The 15122-nt window shown below is 52.7% G+C and carries 21 protein-coding genes; all 21 read left to right on the forward strand.

All coding sequences use genetic code 11. The features are described 5' to 3' along the window. Positions 1-394: 394 nt before the first annotated feature. Positions 395-607 carry a phage holin gene (locus tag LN341_RS05195; RefSeq protein WP_234204237.1) on the forward strand — a complete coding sequence of 71 codons (213 nt, stop codon included), beginning with the start codon at positions 395-397 and terminating at the stop codon, positions 605-607. Then, on the forward strand, positions 588-1169 hold the full coding sequence (locus tag LN341_RS05200; protein WP_234204238.1) for a lysozyme: 582 nt from the start codon (positions 588-590) through the stop codon (positions 1167-1169). The genes LN341_RS05195 and LN341_RS05200 overlap by 20 nt, the downstream gene beginning before the upstream one ends. Beyond that, positions 1150-1497: a hypothetical protein gene (locus LN341_RS05205; RefSeq protein WP_234204239.1), complete on the forward strand. Its 348-nt coding sequence runs from the start codon at positions 1150-1152 to the stop codon at positions 1495-1497. The genes LN341_RS05200 and LN341_RS05205 overlap by 20 nt, the downstream gene beginning before the upstream one ends. Before the next feature lie 185 nt (positions 1498-1682). Further along, positions 1683-2156 carry a DUF1441 family protein gene (locus LN341_RS05210; RefSeq protein WP_234204240.1) on the forward strand — a complete coding sequence of 158 codons (474 nt, stop codon included), beginning with the start codon at positions 1683-1685 and terminating at the stop codon, positions 2154-2156. Beyond that, complete coding sequence (locus tag LN341_RS05215; RefSeq protein WP_234204241.1) at positions 2137-4233, forward strand: terminase gpA endonuclease subunit; 2097 nt, start codon at positions 2137-2139, stop codon at positions 4231-4233. The genes LN341_RS05210 and LN341_RS05215 overlap by 20 nt, the downstream gene beginning before the upstream one ends. After that, positions 4230-4439: a hypothetical protein gene (locus LN341_RS05220; protein ID WP_234204242.1), complete on the forward strand. Its 210-nt coding sequence runs from the start codon at positions 4230-4232 to the stop codon at positions 4437-4439. Before LN341_RS05215 ends, LN341_RS05220 begins: the two co-directional genes overlap by 4 nt. Beyond that, positions 4432-5925, forward strand: a complete 1494-nt coding sequence (locus LN341_RS05225; protein WP_234204243.1) for a phage portal protein — start codon at positions 4432-4434, stop codon at positions 5923-5925. Before LN341_RS05220 ends, LN341_RS05225 begins: the two co-directional genes overlap by 8 nt. Then, complete coding sequence (locus LN341_RS05230; protein WP_234204244.1) at positions 5912-7966, forward strand: ClpP-like prohead protease/major capsid protein fusion protein; 2055 nt, start codon at positions 5912-5914, stop codon at positions 7964-7966. Before LN341_RS05225 ends, LN341_RS05230 begins: the two co-directional genes overlap by 14 nt. Before the next feature lie 63 nt (positions 7967-8029). Further along, positions 8030-8365, forward strand: coding sequence for a hypothetical protein (locus LN341_RS05235; protein WP_234204246.1), 336 nt, complete (start codon positions 8030-8032; stop codon positions 8363-8365). Then, on the forward strand, positions 8365-8706 hold the full coding sequence (locus tag LN341_RS05240) for a hypothetical protein (RefSeq protein WP_234204248.1): 342 nt from the start codon (positions 8365-8367) through the stop codon (positions 8704-8706). The genes LN341_RS05235 and LN341_RS05240 overlap by 1 nt, the downstream gene beginning before the upstream one ends. Further along, entirely contained in the window at positions 8675-9190 is a 516-nt protein-coding gene (locus LN341_RS05245) for a phage tail protein (protein ID WP_234204250.1), read from the forward strand. The genes LN341_RS05240 and LN341_RS05245 overlap by 32 nt, the downstream gene beginning before the upstream one ends. Next, positions 9156-9662, forward strand: a complete 507-nt coding sequence (locus LN341_RS05250) for a hypothetical protein (RefSeq protein WP_234204251.1) — start codon at positions 9156-9158, stop codon at positions 9660-9662. The genes LN341_RS05245 and LN341_RS05250 overlap by 35 nt, the downstream gene beginning before the upstream one ends. Further along, positions 9622-10323: a phage baseplate assembly protein V gene (locus LN341_RS05255; RefSeq protein WP_234204252.1), complete on the forward strand. Its 702-nt coding sequence runs from the start codon at positions 9622-9624 to the stop codon at positions 10321-10323. The genes LN341_RS05250 and LN341_RS05255 overlap by 41 nt, the downstream gene beginning before the upstream one ends. 10 nt (positions 10324-10333) lie before the next feature. Then, positions 10334-10666: a phage baseplate protein gene (locus LN341_RS05260; RefSeq protein ID WP_234204253.1), complete on the forward strand. Its 333-nt coding sequence runs from the start codon at positions 10334-10336 to the stop codon at positions 10664-10666. Then, positions 10663-11640, forward strand: coding sequence for a baseplate J/gp47 family protein (locus tag LN341_RS05265; RefSeq protein ID WP_234204254.1), 978 nt, complete (start codon positions 10663-10665; stop codon positions 11638-11640). Before LN341_RS05260 ends, LN341_RS05265 begins: the two co-directional genes overlap by 4 nt. Further along, positions 11624-12364, forward strand: a complete 741-nt coding sequence (locus LN341_RS05270) for a phage tail protein I (RefSeq protein WP_234204255.1) — start codon at positions 11624-11626, stop codon at positions 12362-12364. The genes LN341_RS05265 and LN341_RS05270 overlap by 17 nt, the downstream gene beginning before the upstream one ends. After that, positions 12361-12888, forward strand: coding sequence for a phage tail protein (locus tag LN341_RS05275; RefSeq protein WP_234204256.1), 528 nt, complete (start codon positions 12361-12363; stop codon positions 12886-12888). The genes LN341_RS05270 and LN341_RS05275 overlap by 4 nt, the downstream gene beginning before the upstream one ends. Beyond that, the gene (locus LN341_RS05280; RefSeq protein ID WP_234204257.1) at positions 12881-13249 is read left to right on the forward strand and encodes a hypothetical protein; all 369 of its coding nucleotides are present in this window, start codon (positions 12881-12883) and stop codon (positions 13247-13249) included. The genes LN341_RS05275 and LN341_RS05280 overlap by 8 nt, the downstream gene beginning before the upstream one ends. Next, positions 13246-13560, forward strand: a complete 315-nt coding sequence (locus tag LN341_RS05285) for a hypothetical protein (RefSeq protein ID WP_234204258.1) — start codon at positions 13246-13248, stop codon at positions 13558-13560. The genes LN341_RS05280 and LN341_RS05285 overlap by 4 nt, the downstream gene beginning before the upstream one ends. Before the next feature lie 17 nt (positions 13561-13577). Then, positions 13578-14240 carry a hypothetical protein gene (locus tag LN341_RS05290; RefSeq protein WP_234204259.1) on the forward strand — a complete coding sequence of 221 codons (663 nt, stop codon included), beginning with the start codon at positions 13578-13580 and terminating at the stop codon, positions 14238-14240. Positions 14241-14247: 7 nt separating this feature from the next. Next, on the forward strand, positions 14248-15120 hold the full coding sequence (locus LN341_RS05295) for a DUF1565 domain-containing protein (protein ID WP_234204261.1): 873 nt from the start codon (positions 14248-14250) through the stop codon (positions 15118-15120). The last annotated feature ends 2 nt before the right edge of the window (positions 15121-15122 follow it).

Raw genomic sequence — 15122 nt, forward strand, 5'->3', positions numbered from 1 at the left:
TATTTTTCTCCTAATGGCACAAATAGCACAGTGGTATGTTCCTCTGTGCTTGGTACCTAGTCTTTTGTCGTGCTCTTTAGCTCATCTACACAAACTGTGTGAATCACACAGATCGTCTAATTGACACAACGTAAATTATAGCAATTAGAAAAAAAACTCAATTTTTTTGATAAGAATTACTGTGTAAAATCACAGTGTTGAAATTCACATTTTAAATGTGATTCATGTCACATGATGCATACATCTAGTGCCTGAGTGTTGACACTCACCCCCAAATGAAGCAAAATTCCCACAGTGCAAAACCTCGCCCACTCGGCGGGGTTTTTTGTTATCTGCTGTTTTGTCTCTTGTCAGACCGCCATTCCGGCGGTTTTTTTATGTCTGAAATTCGCCTATGAAAGAGAAAATCATTACTTGGTTCGCCTACTTCTGGGCGGGTTTCACTGGCTTTTTTTCGAGCCTGTCATTCAACGAAGTGGGCGTGCTGGTTTCTATTATTGCCACGCTCATCACCATGTTTGTGAACTGGTATTACAAACGCCGCACCTTGCAGGTACTGGAAAACCACCCGGATACAAGGAAAGCCTATGAACAAATGGAAGACTAGCGGCGGCTGTGTAGTCGCCGTGGTGTTGGGGCTGGTGTTCACCACAAATACTGAACTGAAAACCAGTGAAAACGGTTTAAAGCACATTGCTGATTATGAAGGCTGCATGGTCGCAGCTTACCAATGCAGCGCCGATAAATGGACATTAGGGCTGGGCCACACACAAAACGTGAAAGAAGGCGATGTGGCAAGTTACCGCGACATGGCCGACTGGTTTATTGATGATGTTCAGTTGGCAGAGCGGGTGGTTGATCGGCTGCTCAACGCCAATGTTAGCCAGGCCCAATACGATATGAGCGTCAGCTTCGTATTCAATTTGGGCGCTGGGAATTTTGCTCGTTCCACCTTTCTGAAAAAACTAAATGCTGATGATGAAACGGCCTGCGATGAACTGACCCGCTGGGTGTTTGTGAACGGGAAAGATTGCAGGGTGGCTGCCAACAACTGTGCGGGGATTGTGAAGCGCCGCCAGTCTGAACGGGAGATTTGCCTCAATGGTTACTCGGTTCAAAACCTACGGACTAGCAGTACTGGCGCTACTGTTGGCCGTCGTATTTATTGATAACTGCCTGACCACCCGTAAGCTGAAAGCCGCTCTGGCAGAAAAGGCCAGTGTCGCGCAGCAACTGACGCAGGCAATTTCCGTCAATCAGTCGATGGAACAAACCGTGGCATATCTGGAAGCCGTCGCAGCGCGTGAGCGTTTGGCTGCTGAACAGGCAGCGCAGCAACGTAAGCAGTGGGAAGCCAACGCCACACAGGCCAGACAGCAAATAGACAAGGATATTGCCAATGCGGAGTGTGCTGATTTGCCTATTCCTGGTGCTGACCGCTGGGTGTACTACCACCAAAACGCAGGTGGTGACGCAATACAAAACCAAACTGATTAAACCGCCTGCCACTTACTTACTTTCCTGCACTCAGCCATACCATTCACCACCGCAAACCTGGGGCGATGCCGCAAGGCGCGATCCTGTCTGGCTGATGTATTTCGATTTATGTGCATCTCGCATTGAAAATCTGCGTCGGTGTTATGACGACCCCGAGCAGTGCGGAACCTTGCCCGAGGGGATCAATGAACAATGAAAAACGCCTCTGGAATTTATCGGAGCTGGAAGCCTTCGGGCTGAACCGGGCAACGATTCGCAAACGATTTAAAGCCGTCGGGCTTGAGCCAATGGCAACCGGCCCGAAGAACGCGCCGCTTTACGATGTGATTCAGGCGGCCATGCATTTAAGCCAACGCCCGGTGAAGCAAAGTGATGCACCGGATCTGATGGGGTTTAAAACGGCGGCTGAGTTGCGTGCATTTGTACAGGCTGAGCGGGAAAAACTCAGCTTGGGAAAAGATGCTGAGGACTTGGTCACCCGTGAGGCCCATGAGATTGAAATTGCATTGTGTATTGCCGGGGTAAAGAGCTTTAAAGAGAAGGTTATTACCCGCATTGAATCGGCAATTCCGACTGCCACCCCTCAGCAACTTGAGGACTTGGAGCGGTTATTTAACTTTGACCTGAAGGCGGTGGCCGATGAGCTTGAAACAGTTTGATCCACGTCTGGGTGTGAAATTTGCCGATGCTGCTGAGATTCGCCGCAGCCTGGCGTACTTGTGCCGTCCCTCTGATAAAACGCCCGTTGAAGCCGCAGATGACGAGCTTTGGATTTCAGACGGCACCGATGTGACCAAGTTTTTATCCAGTCAGGTTCCTTATATGCGGGAGCCGATGAATTGTTTATCTCGCCGGATATATGAAGCCGTGATTGTCGGTGGTCCCGCCCGGAGCGGCAAAACCAAAGCCATGGTGGAAGGTTGGATCAACTATGCCGTGACTCAAGCCCCGGGCGATATGCTGCTGATTTACAGCACCAAAACCAAAGCTGAAGAAATGTCGAAGGTCGATTTAGATCGATGTTTCAGTGCTACGCCGGGTATTGTGAAACTCCGAACCGGGCGTAAATCCGACGATAACCTGACGTTCAAACGCTTCAAGAACGGCATGAACCTGAAGCTGGATTCAGCGACGGAAACGTCTTTATCTGCCAGTACCTATCGTTACGCCGGGTGTTCTGATTACGACCGTTCAGATGAGTCGGTTGGGCAGGAAGGCAGTAAGTTCCAGCTCATGCTGAAGCGGATTCAAAACGCAAAGTCTTCCGGCATGGCGATGGCGGAAAGCTCTCCCGGCCGGATTGTCCGGCACCCTAAACCGGTGGAACAGTTAGGGCCGCACGAGGTGCAACCCTGTGGCGGTATTGCTCAGCTTTACAATACGGGTGACAGGCGTCGCTTTTACTGGCAATGCGATGATTGTGGTTTTTATTTTATGCCGCACTTTGAAACCCTTCATTGGGATGATGACTATCAAGATCCGCAGGATAAGGCGAAGAGTGCGCATTGCCGTTGCCCTCGTTGTACACACCGAATTGATGAAGTTCAAAAGCAGGATAAAAGCCTTGCTGGAAAATGGTTCCGGGAAGGTGCGATTGACCAGTACGGTGAAGAAGTCACCGATGAAGATCGTATCCGCCAGTCGAAATGGGCTTCGTTCTGGTTTGAAGGGGTGGTTGCCACTTATCAAAGCTGGGAGAACCTTGTTTACCGTTACCTGACGGCGCAAGCGCTTCATGATTCCAGTGGTGATGAAGAAACCCTGAAATCCTTTTTTAATATCGATGTCGGGCGGCCTTACATTCTGCAATCTCGCGGGCAGGATATCGGTGCTCATGAACTCCAGCAACGTGCCATGGCGCATCCTTATGACAGGGGTGTGATTCCTTTGGGCGGGCGCTTCCTTATCATGACTGTGGATGTACAGGGCGGTAAGTCAAACCCGCGGTTTGTGGTTCAGGCGCAGGTGTTTGGTGAGGGGTTACAACGCTGGGTGATTGATCGCTTTGAAATTCTCACTACACCGCACCGAAACGGTGACCGGATTAATCCGGCTGTGTATGCAGAAGATTGGGATTTACTGATCGATCAGGTGATGCAGAAAACCTATCCGCTGGCTGATGGTTCAGGGCGGGTGATGAAACCGCTGATCACCCTGTGTGACTCCGGTGGTTCTGGAGATACGCGGGATAACAAATCGACCAGTGTTACCGAACTGAGTTATCAGTTTTACAACCGCCTGAAGGGCAAAGGTTTGTCTCACTTGTTCCGGCTGCTCAAAGGGGCCAGCCGCGAACAGGATAACCTGGTGAAAGAGAGTTATCCCGACAAGCGCAGCAAACACGCCCACGGTGAAATTCCGCTGTTGATCCTTCATACCAACCGTTTGAAAAACCGTGTGTCTGCCAGCTATGAGCGGGCAGAATTTGGCTCGCGCTATTTCTGGCTGCCGAGCTGGGCGGAGCGGGATTGGTTTGATGAACTCACGGCCGAGTATGTCGACGAGAAAGGCAACTGGCAAAAACCGGAGCGGGCCAGAAATGAAAGCTTCGACCTGTGCGCTTACGCTGAAGCGGCGATGCATTACAAGGGCGGGGATGAAATCAACTGGCAGAACCCGCCTGCATGGGCGGCCGACTGGCAGTTTAACTCTAACGTGGTGGATGCGGATCAGCAGCCTGTGTTTGAACGGCAGGTGCAACCGCGCCGCAGGCATTCAAGAGGTATTTTCGGATGACAACGAATCGTGAGCGCCTGCAATGGTACCTGGACGCTGAACGGAAAATTCTGAATCAGCAGGCGGTGGAAACCGCCGAAGGCGAGAAAATGACACTTGCCAGCCTGGCAACGGTGCGGCGGGAAATTGAAAGATTACAGGGCTTGATAGCCCGGGAGCAGCAGGGCGGTCGCAGCAGTATGATCAGGAGGAACTACCTTGAGTAATGCCAACCTGATTGATCGCTTTGTCGGGTTCTTCAACCCGAAAGCCGGGTTGCAACGCACCCATGACCGCATTCTTTTAAACCGGTATCAAGCCGCACTTCCCCGAAATCCCAATACGCGCAAACCCAACCGGAAATCGTCCGGGACAGCAAATCAGCTCAATCGCGATGCCAAAGCCCTGATGCAGCGGGCACGGCACTTTGATGAAAACAACCCGTTTGTCACTGCGATTCTGGATGAATTGTGCGCCAATGTGGTTGGGCCGAACGGCATCATGATTGAACCGCAGCCACTCAACAAAGACGGCGAAGTGCATGTTGAGTTTGCGCAGGCGATCAGCAAGTGGTTAGAGCTGTATTCCCTGAAGCAGAACATCGACAGCGAGCATTCCCGGGCAGAAACCGAGTGGCTGGCTTGTCGTACCTGGCTGCGGGACGGGGAAGTATTCGGGCGCTATTACATGGGCGTTCACCCGGACATTCATTACCCGACTCGCACGCCGTTTGCGGTGCAGCCGTTTGAGCCTGATTTCATTCCGCATCATATCATCGAGGAAGAACGCGGGTTGATGGAGGGCATTCAACGTAATGCTCTGGGCCAGCCATTGAAGTACTTGATTCAGAAAAATGCATTGGGTTTTGATTTCGTGGAGGTGGATGCCGCTTATATGGCTCATTTGAAATTTAGCCGGCGGCTGAATCAGAACCGGGGCGTTTCCTTGTTGCATTCGGTGATGGACCTGATTGCTGATCTGGAAGATTACGACCAGAGCGAGCGCATCAGCGCGCAAATCGCCAGCCGCTTCAGCTACTTCGTGAAGAAGGATGGTGCCGCGTTTGGTGAAGGGGATGGCTTCAAAGGGGCGGGTGACCCGGTTGATATGACGCTGGGTTATGGGAACTCGTTTGAACTCAGTCCGGGTGAAGACGCGGGCATTATTGAGTCGAACCGCCGGGAGGCGATGAGCAACCCGTTTCGCGAGTCTCAAATGCGTATGGCCAGTGCCGGGGCCGGGGTGAATAACTCCAGCGTGACCCGGCATTACACGGGCAGTTATTCCGCTGCACGGCAGGAGCTGATTGATTCTTTCACTCGTTACCGGGTGCTTCAGCGCAAGTTCGTCACCAGCTGGACCCGTCCGCAATATCGGCTGGCGTTGCCTATGGCAGTACTGGCAGGCGAGCTGAAGGTGCCGAAGGATGTTGACCGCGAGTCAATTCTGAATGCGATTTATCAGGCTCCGGTAATGCCGTGGATTGATCCGGCGAAAGAGATGACCGGCATTGAGAAAGGTACCCGCCTTGGCCTGCATTCTCTCAGTCATTCGCAGCGTGAGCGCAACATCAACCCGCTGGCAACCCGCCGAGAAATTCAGGCCGAACGCAATGCAATGAATGATATGGGCATCGTGAGCACGGCAGACCCGGCCCATAACCTGGTCAAAAACATTCAGCAAGAACAGAGAGGCGAGCATGCCAAAGAGTAATAAGTCATGGTTCACCCTGAAAAATCAGGGTGAGGGCCAGCCTGTGAAAGTTTGGATTCACGGCGATATTGGTGCGTATGACATTGAAGCCATGGATTTGATCCGTTCATTGCAGGTGGTGGGTGAGCAGGATGTTGAGCTTCGTGTGCAAAGTTACGGCGGCTCTGTGTATGAAGGGCTGGCGATGTACAACGCCATTAAGGCCCACAAAGGCAAAACCATCGGGATTGTAGATGGCATTGCGGCATCCGTTGCCAGCTATTTTTTGATGGCGTGCGATGAAATCCATATGCCGGAGAACGCCACGCTGATGATTCATGACCCGATGATTGGGGCGTGGGGTGGTGAGCAGGATTTAGAAAGTGCGCTAACTCAACTGAAAAATGCAAAGCAGACGTTGGCCGAAGCCTACGTCGAGCGCAGCGGACAATCACTGGAAGATGTGCTGGCCGCAATGGCGGCTGAAACCTGGTTTACCGCAGAGCAGGCGCTGGAATTTGGACTGATTGATCAGGTGATTGACCCGGTGAATCTGACGAACTGCCTGAAAGCATTGAGCTCTGACGCTTTGAAAGGCTTCACGCATCCCCCGGCTGATTTAGTGAACCATTTGAAGCCGGTACCGGAACCAGAAAATGAACCCGAGCCGGAACCCACGCCGGCTCCAGAGCCGGACAGTTCCGAACCTTTACCGCTGGCCGCGAGCGCGGCTGTAACTATTCCCTCGCAACAGGTAAACAACATGCCAAAACCAATTGATTCAGCATCACTGCAGGCGGCAGTGAAACAGGAAAACGCACGTCAGCAGGCGATTCGTGTGCTGTGTGCTCAGCATAAGGTCAGTGATGAACTGCGCGATGAAATGCTCAATGATATGGAATGTACGGAAGCACACGCGGCTCAGAAAATTCTGGTCAGTTTGGGCAACAGTTCAGCCAATGGCGCTGATCCGCAACCCGTGAATATCACTTCAGCGGTGCATGCAGGAAACGGCAACATCACGAAAGACGCTTTGCAAAATGCGCTGCTGGCTCGCTGCTCGGTGGCCGAGCTGGAAAAAGATAACCCATACAGTCTGAAGTCTTTGCTGGATATGGCGGAAATCTCGCTGGGGAAAGATGCCAAGGCCTGCAGTACTAAGAATGAGCTGGTGGCGCGGGCATTCAACAGCCAAGACTTTTCCGGGATTATCACGGAAGGGGTTCGCACCGTGATGCGTGAGGAAGCCAAGCTTCGCCAGCCGCTATTTCGGGAGCTGGCAAATACCGAGAACCTGCCGAACTTTAAAGAAACTGACATGGTGACGGTGAACGATGCACCGGACCTGATGGCAGTATCTGAAGACGGCGAGTACAAAACAGCCATGCTGACCGGCTCAGGTGAGAAAATTCAGCTGGCGACCTTTGGCCGTGAAATCTCATTCACCCGACAGGCAATCATTAACGATGACATCGCGCTGGTGTCCAAAGTGCCGCGTAAGTTTGTGCAGGCAGCCTACCGACTGGCGGACAAATTATATTTCAATGCGATCTTGGCAAGTGCCAAGATGGGCGACGGGAAAGACGTTTTCCTTGCGCCGCAGAATAAGGGCTGGGGCAACCTGTTCAAAGACATTGCCGCTGGTGATTATGCAGCGTTGGTAATGGCGCTGCATAAGTCTTTTGCCACAGCGGTGAGCAGTGGCGGGGATGCGCTGGATCTGCGCGGTGAGATTTTGCTGGCGAACCCGGACCATGCCAGTTACCTCGAAGCAGTGCTGAATACCGCGAGTAAGCCGGATACTTTCAATCCGGGCTACAAGAAATTCGGCAAAGTGATTGAAACCGCACGACTGGCCGACATTAACGGCGCGATTGCCCTGACCGGGAAAGACTTTGATAGCGTACTGATGGGCTTCCTTGATGGTCAACAAGAGCCTTGGCTGGAAACCCACGAAGGTTGGTCGTCTGACGGAGCCAAATTCCGAATTACATATGACCTGGCTGCCAAAGTGGCAGACCGTCGCGGGCTGGCAAAAGCAACGTTCAAAGCCGCCGCTTAAGTGCCCTGAACTATTCCCTCAAAGAGCGCCGATTTGGCGCTTTTCTTTTTTAGGAAACCTGACATGCATATTTCTGAAGGTAAGAAAATCGACATTGTTGCCCCGGCTGGTGGTGCGACCAAAGATATCCCGTTGCTGTATGGCAATTTGGTTGTGGTTCCGAACCTGAGCGGAACTGCTGGCGCTGTGATCTCTGCGCGATACACAGGGCACTTTGATGGCCCGATTAAAGCGGGTGATACACCTGCTTTTTTGGGAGAGTTTGCCTATTTCGATGAAGGTGAATTTACTAAGACGCAGCCGCAAGGCGCTGGAAAGGTCACTGCGTCTGTGGGTGTGTTTAATGACGGCGGGGTGTTGCTGACGGGCGAGTTGGTGACACCTGAAGCCGCGGCCTAATGGCTGCCTTTGATGAGGCCCGTGCGTTGTTGCGGGCTTCTGTACTGGATTGTTTTAGCAATGCGATGCTGGCAATCACACCGGATGGCACGCCGTTACCTGTTCGAGGGTATGTTCGCCCTCAGGAAACAGAGGGGCGCACCGTGTACTCACTGATGACGAATGATGAGCTGCCGGAACTCTCTACGCTGTCATACAAAGGAAAGCTGTATCAGCTGGTGTTTCAGGGACCGGCACGCGGCCGGGGTAACGATGAAAGCCAGTTGATTCGGCAATACACCATGAACCTCAAAGAAACCGGGGGGAGACGTGGTTGGTCTGAATACGCAGATGGTGGTTGATACCGACTTTTTAGAAAAGTTTAAGCACTTGCCGGATGAGCTAAATAAAGCTGTTCGCCGGGCAATCCGTTCCGTTAATAACTGGTTCAAGGCAGTGACGATGGCGGAACTGGGCTTTGAACTTAACATTGAAGCCAAATCATTCCGTACCCGTTTTCGGGTATATCAAAGCGGCCGCACCTCCAAGCTCTGGGTGGGTGTGAGGAAGATTGGTGTTCATCGTTTGGGCAAACCAGTACAGACAAAATCTGGTGTGCAGGTCGGTGAGCATTTTTTCGATGGTGCGTTTATCAACCCGATGGATAGCGATCAGCTTTTGGTGTTCCGCAGGACCATGAAAGGGCGTAAGTCTATTCGTCTGGTCACCATGGATATTTCTGATCAGGCAGAAGAGATTATTGATTCGTACTTGCCTGATCTTAATCGCAAATTTGAGGAGCATTTTCACCGTGAATTCCGATACGTTCTTTCGGGTGCCCAGTGAGTGGGTGAAGCATGTGATCAGCTCGCTGGAGCAATCCCTTTCTATTTCGATTCAGAACGCATACCGCAGATCGCCCGTTGAACTCAGTGAAACAACGATCAGCTATCAGGTGGGCGAAAGTGAACCGGTGAATCATACGGGAAACGATGGCCGCAAGCTTCATGACATTGAGCTGCGGTTTCTGGTGGAAGTACCGACCTCGACCGATTTCGATTTAGAAGCGCTGGATGCTTCAACACGGCTGGAGCGCGAATTGCTCAACCAGCGCTTTGGTTGTTTTGATGATACAGAAGAGAGCCGGTTGGTCTCGAATGTGCCGCGCAAGTTTGACCCCACTCTGGGTGTGTTCATGCGGGTGGTGACCCTTAAGCAGCGCATCTACATGGGCCCAGTGGATCACTTTGATCTGGAGTTTTGCGGGAGTGACTTGAATGCTGCATTTGGTGAATCGCCTGCTGTCACTGGAACGTGAGCTGCTGAGCTTAAAGCAGGAAGTGGAAGAAAACCGCCGGGCTGCTGCGAATATCATCCGGCTGGGCTACGTGAATGCGGTGACCGAAAACGCAGTGAATGTGACAACGGGGGATAACCTGGCGACAGGCATCCCTTTTTTTGTGCTCGCGTCCGGCCGGGTGTCGCAATACCGCAGGCCAAGCCTTGGCGAACAATGCTTGCTGCTGAATTTGGGCAGCGGGGACAACCTCAATAATGCGGTGGCTTTGATGGGGCTGCCTTCCAGCCAATACCCATGCCCGACCACCGCAGAAAATGAAGTGATGACGGATTACGGCAATGGAATGACAGAGCTGTACGATCTGGATTCAGGACAACTGACTGCGAATTATCCGGGCGGTCTGATCATCAATGCGGATATGACGCACACCGGGAATATGGAGCATACGGGCAATGTGAATCGAACCGGCGACACCATCCTGACTGGAAACACGGTTAGTACGGGTAACTTTAATCACATGGGTGGCTTTGCTGTTGCAGGTGGTCCCGGCGGCGGGGCTGCAACGATTTCAGGCGGTATGGCGATCACCGGTGGTGATGTGTCCGTTGATGGCTTGAGCCTGACGCAGCACCACCATGATGATGCTGAAGGCCGACCAACCAGTAAGGCGAAGCCTTGATAGGAACAGCATGATAGGAATAGACCCGAAAACAGGGCGCACCGTAACAGGTTTGCAGGCGCTGGCCTGTCGGTTTGAACGCATCCTGACTACGCAGGTGAGCAGCCGGATAAAGCGCCGCGGTGTGGGGAATCGGGCCATTGCTTACTTAGGAAAATTACAGGACCCAACCACGGCCATGATAGTGCAGAACCTGACACTGGAAGCACTGGCCAGCCCGGTAAATGGCTTGCAGAGTTTTAAGGCTTCCCAGTGCCGGGCTGTACCCACAGGAAAAGGGTTTCGGGTAGAAGTCACAGGGCACTGGCAGGGCCAGCCATTCACGTTAAAAGGTGGTTTATGAATATCCCAAATGCGTTTCAGGTACCGGATTTTGAAACGCTGCTCGCTGAATATAAACAACACGCTATTGATTACCTGACGCAGAAAGACTCGGATAAAGCTGCCGAGGTGGCAGAAGCCTTTGCCAATGAATCGGAGCTGCTGGCGCAGATCACCCAGGCGTTTGTACTCAAGCGCATTGCAGAGATTCGGGAGCAGAATTACTGGGCATTGCAGATGTTTCGTAAGTTCGTCACAGATTCTGACATGGTGGATTTGCTGGCGCTGCAGTACAACCTGAAACGGCAGGTACTGGAGCCGGCGGATGACTCGGTGTTTCCGCCGGTGCCGGCGGTAATGGAATCTGATAATGATTTACTGCGCCGGTTTGACCTAGCTCCTTACCAGTTTCACACTACAGGCACGCGTATGGGATACAAGTTCCATGCCCTGACGCTGGATGAGCGGCCTACCATTACGCTGACCACTGAGCCCCATGCCCTAGTGATGCGTTACGACTTCCCGAACCTGACACGACCCATGCCAGTGAGGGATGCGGTGGCAAAAACCCTGATCCCCCACTCAGGCCAGGTGCATATCGCGGTACTGAGCCGGGAATCACCGGATGGCACCGCGAGTGACGCACTACTTAACCGGGTGAGTGGGTACCTGAACCGCGACGACATCGCGCAGGAGTCTGACGAATTGATTGTGCAGTCGGCCCGCGCCAAACCGTACCGCATTGAGGCCACCTTGATTACCGGGGGTGACCCGTTGCATGCGGTGTCGCCGAACGAGGCGAAAGCCGCCGCCCAGGCGTTTGCGGACAGTGTCCAACAACTGGGTGGATTTGTGGACAGGCTGAAACTGGGCGACGTGCTGTACAGCCTCAGCCCCAAGCGCGTGATCTTGCAGAATCCGGCGGATGACATCGAGTGTGAATGGGATGAAGCGCCGTATTGCACGGAGATTGTTATCCATGTCCAAGTCGCCTGATTTTGTGTCGGTGCAGCCGGAAAACCGCTCCACGTTGGAAGAAGCGCTGGAGTACGCCTGGCACCGACTGATTGAAAACACCGAATGCCCATACCCGCTGCTCAAACAGCCCTTACATACCCCGAATGCTTTTGTGGCTTTGCTGGCTGCAGAGCGTGGCGTGCTGGACTGGCAGCCGGATGACTCACTGGCCCAGCAGCGACAGACCGCACACAGGGCATTTGAAATCCACCGCAAGGCAGGTACCCGGCACGGGTTAAAAGTGGCGCTGGATGTGCTGGATTGTGATTTGGAAATTACCCCCTGGTACCAAATGGAAAACTCGCCTGGCCCATATCACATTGACGTGATTGCCTGGCGGCGTAATGAAGCGGTCAACAAAAAGACTGCTGACAGGGTGCGGGCCCGCATTGATAACACTAAATCAGAGCGGGACACTGTATCCCTGACGCTGGCTTTTGGTCTGGATTCTGGCTTTACCGTGGCAGGCGCGGCCCACCGTGCCCTCACGCACTCTGATGACAGCGCGACCGGCAACATGCCGCCGGTGGCTCAGCCGTCCGGCTCTTTGTGTCTGGGGGGCGGGCAGTATCAGGTGGCGGTGTCGGATGACAACGTCCCGGGCGCTTTACCTCCCTCTACGGTGTGCGTGGGCACTTTATTTTTTTATGGCGCAATCCATGCGTGGGTTGTGTCTGATCTGACCCCCGGAGCAACTGCATGACAACACCTGTCGTTCAATACACCAAAGCGGGCCTGGCTGAACTGATCAGTGCCAAAAACCAGGGCATTAAAGGAGCCATCAAGTGGATTGCCGCCGGTAGCCGCAGCTACACGCCAAGCGCTGGCCAGACTCGGCTTTATGACGAAAAACAACGCGAGCCAGTGTCTGATTGGGAAGACATCAGCCCGACACAAATTCGCATGGCAGCGGCCTTTAAGGGCAATAAAGAATACGAAGTGCGCGAGGTGGGCTTTTTTCTGGAAAGCGGCACCCTGCTGGCGGTGTATTCGGTACCTGGCGAACTGCTGGCTTATAAGTCGGCGAACGCGAGTTGGTTACAAAAGTTCACCCTGGACATTTCCCCTCTGCCCACGAACAGCGTGATGGTGGAGCTTGGTACAGAAAACCTCAACCTGCTGATCACGGAAGAACTTGCCACCCTGGCGGCGGCCAATGTGTCGAACATGGCTCGCCATGTGGGCCTGTTGTTCCGCGTCATGGATTTGGAAAATCACCATGGATAATTCCCCACCCGACCTGCGGATTGGCAGAGGTACCACCTTTCGTTTTGAAACCAGCTGGATGACGGATGATCCCGATAACCCGGCGGTGAAGCTCGACGGTTGCACCGCTGTGTTCGCCGTGGCGGACGGAAATGGCACGCGGCGAGTGGAATGCTCCACGGCCAACGGCCTGATCCGCATTATCCCCAAGCCAGACGACGAAAGTGATGTGATTGAAACCACCATTACCCCGGCGCTCACCGAGGGGCAGTTACCTTCCGACTGGCAGGGGGCGCATTACGAGCTGAAAATTACGTTCCCCAGTGGCGACGTGTACAGCATTTTGCGGGGTGCGGCGCTATTGCTTAAGGGGGCAGCATGAATATCACACAAACAGTCACCCTATGGCGTGAGCGGTTTGTGACGGTGCACCTGCCCACCATGGTGGTGCAGTACCGCGAAAAGCAACCTGCGGGCCTGCAAGTGGTCACGGTCGGCGCGCAGGGTCCGGTGGGCACGGTGGCTGAGGAAATTCTCAGTCGTGTGGAAGTTGTCGAAGCGGCTGCGCAAACGGCGACGCAGACAGCGGCCACGGCGTTGCAGGGCTATGCAGACAACCGGCAAAGCCTAGATGACGTGATCACAAAAATGACCAACCGTTTTAACTATCACGCTGGGGTTATCTCAGCTTAAACCCACAAGGGGGAGGAATGTCACTCACCACCAAAATTGAAGGCATGATCGCCGCCGTGAATAACCTCATGGGGGTGATTGATGGCAAGTTAAGGGGCAAGGCGGAAGCCTCGGACGTTTACAACCGCACTTACCTGAACGACTCAGCCAACACCTTGGGAGCTAATGCCGCCACAGCCAACAAACTGAAAGTGGCCCGCAGCATTGACCTTGCTGGGGATGCGTCCGGCAGTGTGTCGTTTGATGGTTCGGGCAATGTGACCTTATCCGTAACCGTTCCAACCCTTGACGATAAAGCCAACAAAACTGACACGCTCACCCCGGCGCAGATTGATGCCCGGATTGAGCAGGTGATCGGTGCGGCCCCGGAAGTCTTGGACACCTTGCAAGAAATTGCGGATGCACTGGGCAACGATCCGAACTTTGCGGCCACCATGACCGCAGAACTGGCAAAGAAAGCCGACAAAACCACGGTTTTCACCAAAGAAGAATCAACCACTAACTTTCTGGGTAAGAGCGCCAAGGCGGCGGATTCAACCCTGTTTGGCGGCAATGCACCAAGCCATTACGCCACCGGGGCTTCCCTCAGCGCACTGGAACAGGAAGTGGGTGACGCATTTACTCAACTTGCTACGTCATTCAACGATGGCGCGGCACAAATTAACGCAACTGGGAGTTAATGAATCGATGAGCTTAGAACAGCAAGTGAGCGCGCTGGTATCAGCGGCGAATAACCTCACATCAACTGTGAATGGTAAAATAAATCAGATTGATGCCAAAGTTAATGAAGCGACGGCTAAAGTCCCGGAAGCTATCCGCAAGGAAGTAAACAAAACTTTCTACATTGATGCCGCCAATGGCAATGATAATTATGGTGGCTCAGAAGCGAACCCATTAAGAACCATTGATAAAGCAGTAAGCCTTGGCATGGCCGGTGGTAACGTTACTTTATTTTTGCGCCGAGGTCAGGAGCACATCGGACCGTCGAATTTTATGCTGCAAAGTGCAGCTGGCAAACTTAGTTTAGTCATTGGGGCTTATGGCTCTGAGTTGACTCGTCCATTGGTTAAACCAGCAAAATCCTATTATTTAGATGATGCAAACAAAGTTTTAGCTACCTTTGCACGAAGCTCTGAGTCTCGTAGTATCAATATTGCTTTTCGCTTTGTTGATATAGAAACAGCTTCGCTAGCAGATGGTGAAGGTCATTTTGCAGACTATGGGGCATTCTTTTGTCGAGGTGGCGGCCAGGAAGAGTTGTTTGAGTTTAACGTGGCTTTTCATGAATCAAGAATCACCATTAAAGATACATTTTTATTTGGTGGTTATGTTGGTTTGGTTAAGCTTCGCATGAACAAAACAGATATTGTAAAAGCTGATGGCGCAAAAGTGGACAAGCTATTTGTTGGTTATGAAGGTCGAGATAGATATCCGAAAGTTATTGACGGCAGTCGTGTGACAGTCACAGGGTTCAACGTTCAGACAATGGAGCATGTTTTCTGTATTAGTCCGGCGGAAAAAGACTCTATCTACAACGCTGACAGTATCGTTTTTTCATAAGG

Origin of the sequence: Photobacterium sp. TLY01 (assembly GCF_021432065.1) — a bacterium.
GTDB lineage: Bacteria > Pseudomonadota > Gammaproteobacteria > Enterobacterales > Vibrionaceae > Photobacterium > Photobacterium halotolerans_A.

Bases quoted from the DNA above. Each gene is read 5' to 3' on its own strand.
- LN341_RS05195 (WP_234204237.1), top strand. From the start codon at position 395: ATGAAAGAGAAAATCATTACTTGGTTCGCCTACTTCTGGGCGGGTTTC.
- LN341_RS05200 (WP_234204238.1), top strand. From the start codon at position 588: ATGAACAAATGGAAGACTAGCGGCGGCTGTGTAGTCGCCGTGGTGTTG.
- LN341_RS05210 (WP_234204240.1), top strand. From the start codon at position 1,683: ATGAACAATGAAAAACGCCTCTGGAATTTATCGGAGCTGGAAGCCTTC.
- LN341_RS05215 (WP_234204241.1), top strand. From the start codon at position 2,137: ATGAGCTTGAAACAGTTTGATCCACGTCTGGGTGTGAAATTTGCCGAT.
- LN341_RS05220 (WP_234204242.1), top strand. From the start codon at position 4,230: ATGACAACGAATCGTGAGCGCCTGCAATGGTACCTGGACGCTGAACGG.
- LN341_RS05230 (WP_234204244.1), top strand. From the start codon at position 5,912: ATGCCAAAGAGTAATAAGTCATGGTTCACCCTGAAAAATCAGGGTGAG.
- LN341_RS05235 (WP_234204246.1), top strand. From the start codon at position 8,030: ATGCATATTTCTGAAGGTAAGAAAATCGACATTGTTGCCCCGGCTGGT.
- LN341_RS05240 (WP_234204248.1), top strand. From the start codon at position 8,365: ATGGCTGCCTTTGATGAGGCCCGTGCGTTGTTGCGGGCTTCTGTACTG.
- LN341_RS05255 (WP_234204252.1), top strand. From the start codon at position 9,622: ATGCTGCATTTGGTGAATCGCCTGCTGTCACTGGAACGTGAGCTGCTG.
- LN341_RS05260 (WP_234204253.1), top strand. From the start codon at position 10,334: ATGATAGGAATAGACCCGAAAACAGGGCGCACCGTAACAGGTTTGCAG.
- LN341_RS05265 (WP_234204254.1), top strand. From the start codon at position 10,663: ATGAATATCCCAAATGCGTTTCAGGTACCGGATTTTGAAACGCTGCTC.
- LN341_RS05270 (WP_234204255.1), top strand. From the start codon at position 11,624: ATGTCCAAGTCGCCTGATTTTGTGTCGGTGCAGCCGGAAAACCGCTCC.
- LN341_RS05275 (WP_234204256.1), top strand. From the start codon at position 12,361: ATGACAACACCTGTCGTTCAATACACCAAAGCGGGCCTGGCTGAACTG.
- LN341_RS05280 (WP_234204257.1), top strand. From the start codon at position 12,881: ATGGATAATTCCCCACCCGACCTGCGGATTGGCAGAGGTACCACCTTT.
- LN341_RS05285 (WP_234204258.1), top strand. From the start codon at position 13,246: ATGAATATCACACAAACAGTCACCCTATGGCGTGAGCGGTTTGTGACG.
- LN341_RS05290 (WP_234204259.1), top strand. From the start codon at position 13,578: ATGTCACTCACCACCAAAATTGAAGGCATGATCGCCGCCGTGAATAAC.
- LN341_RS05295 (WP_234204261.1), top strand. From the start codon at position 14,248: ATGAGCTTAGAACAGCAAGTGAGCGCGCTGGTATCAGCGGCGAATAAC.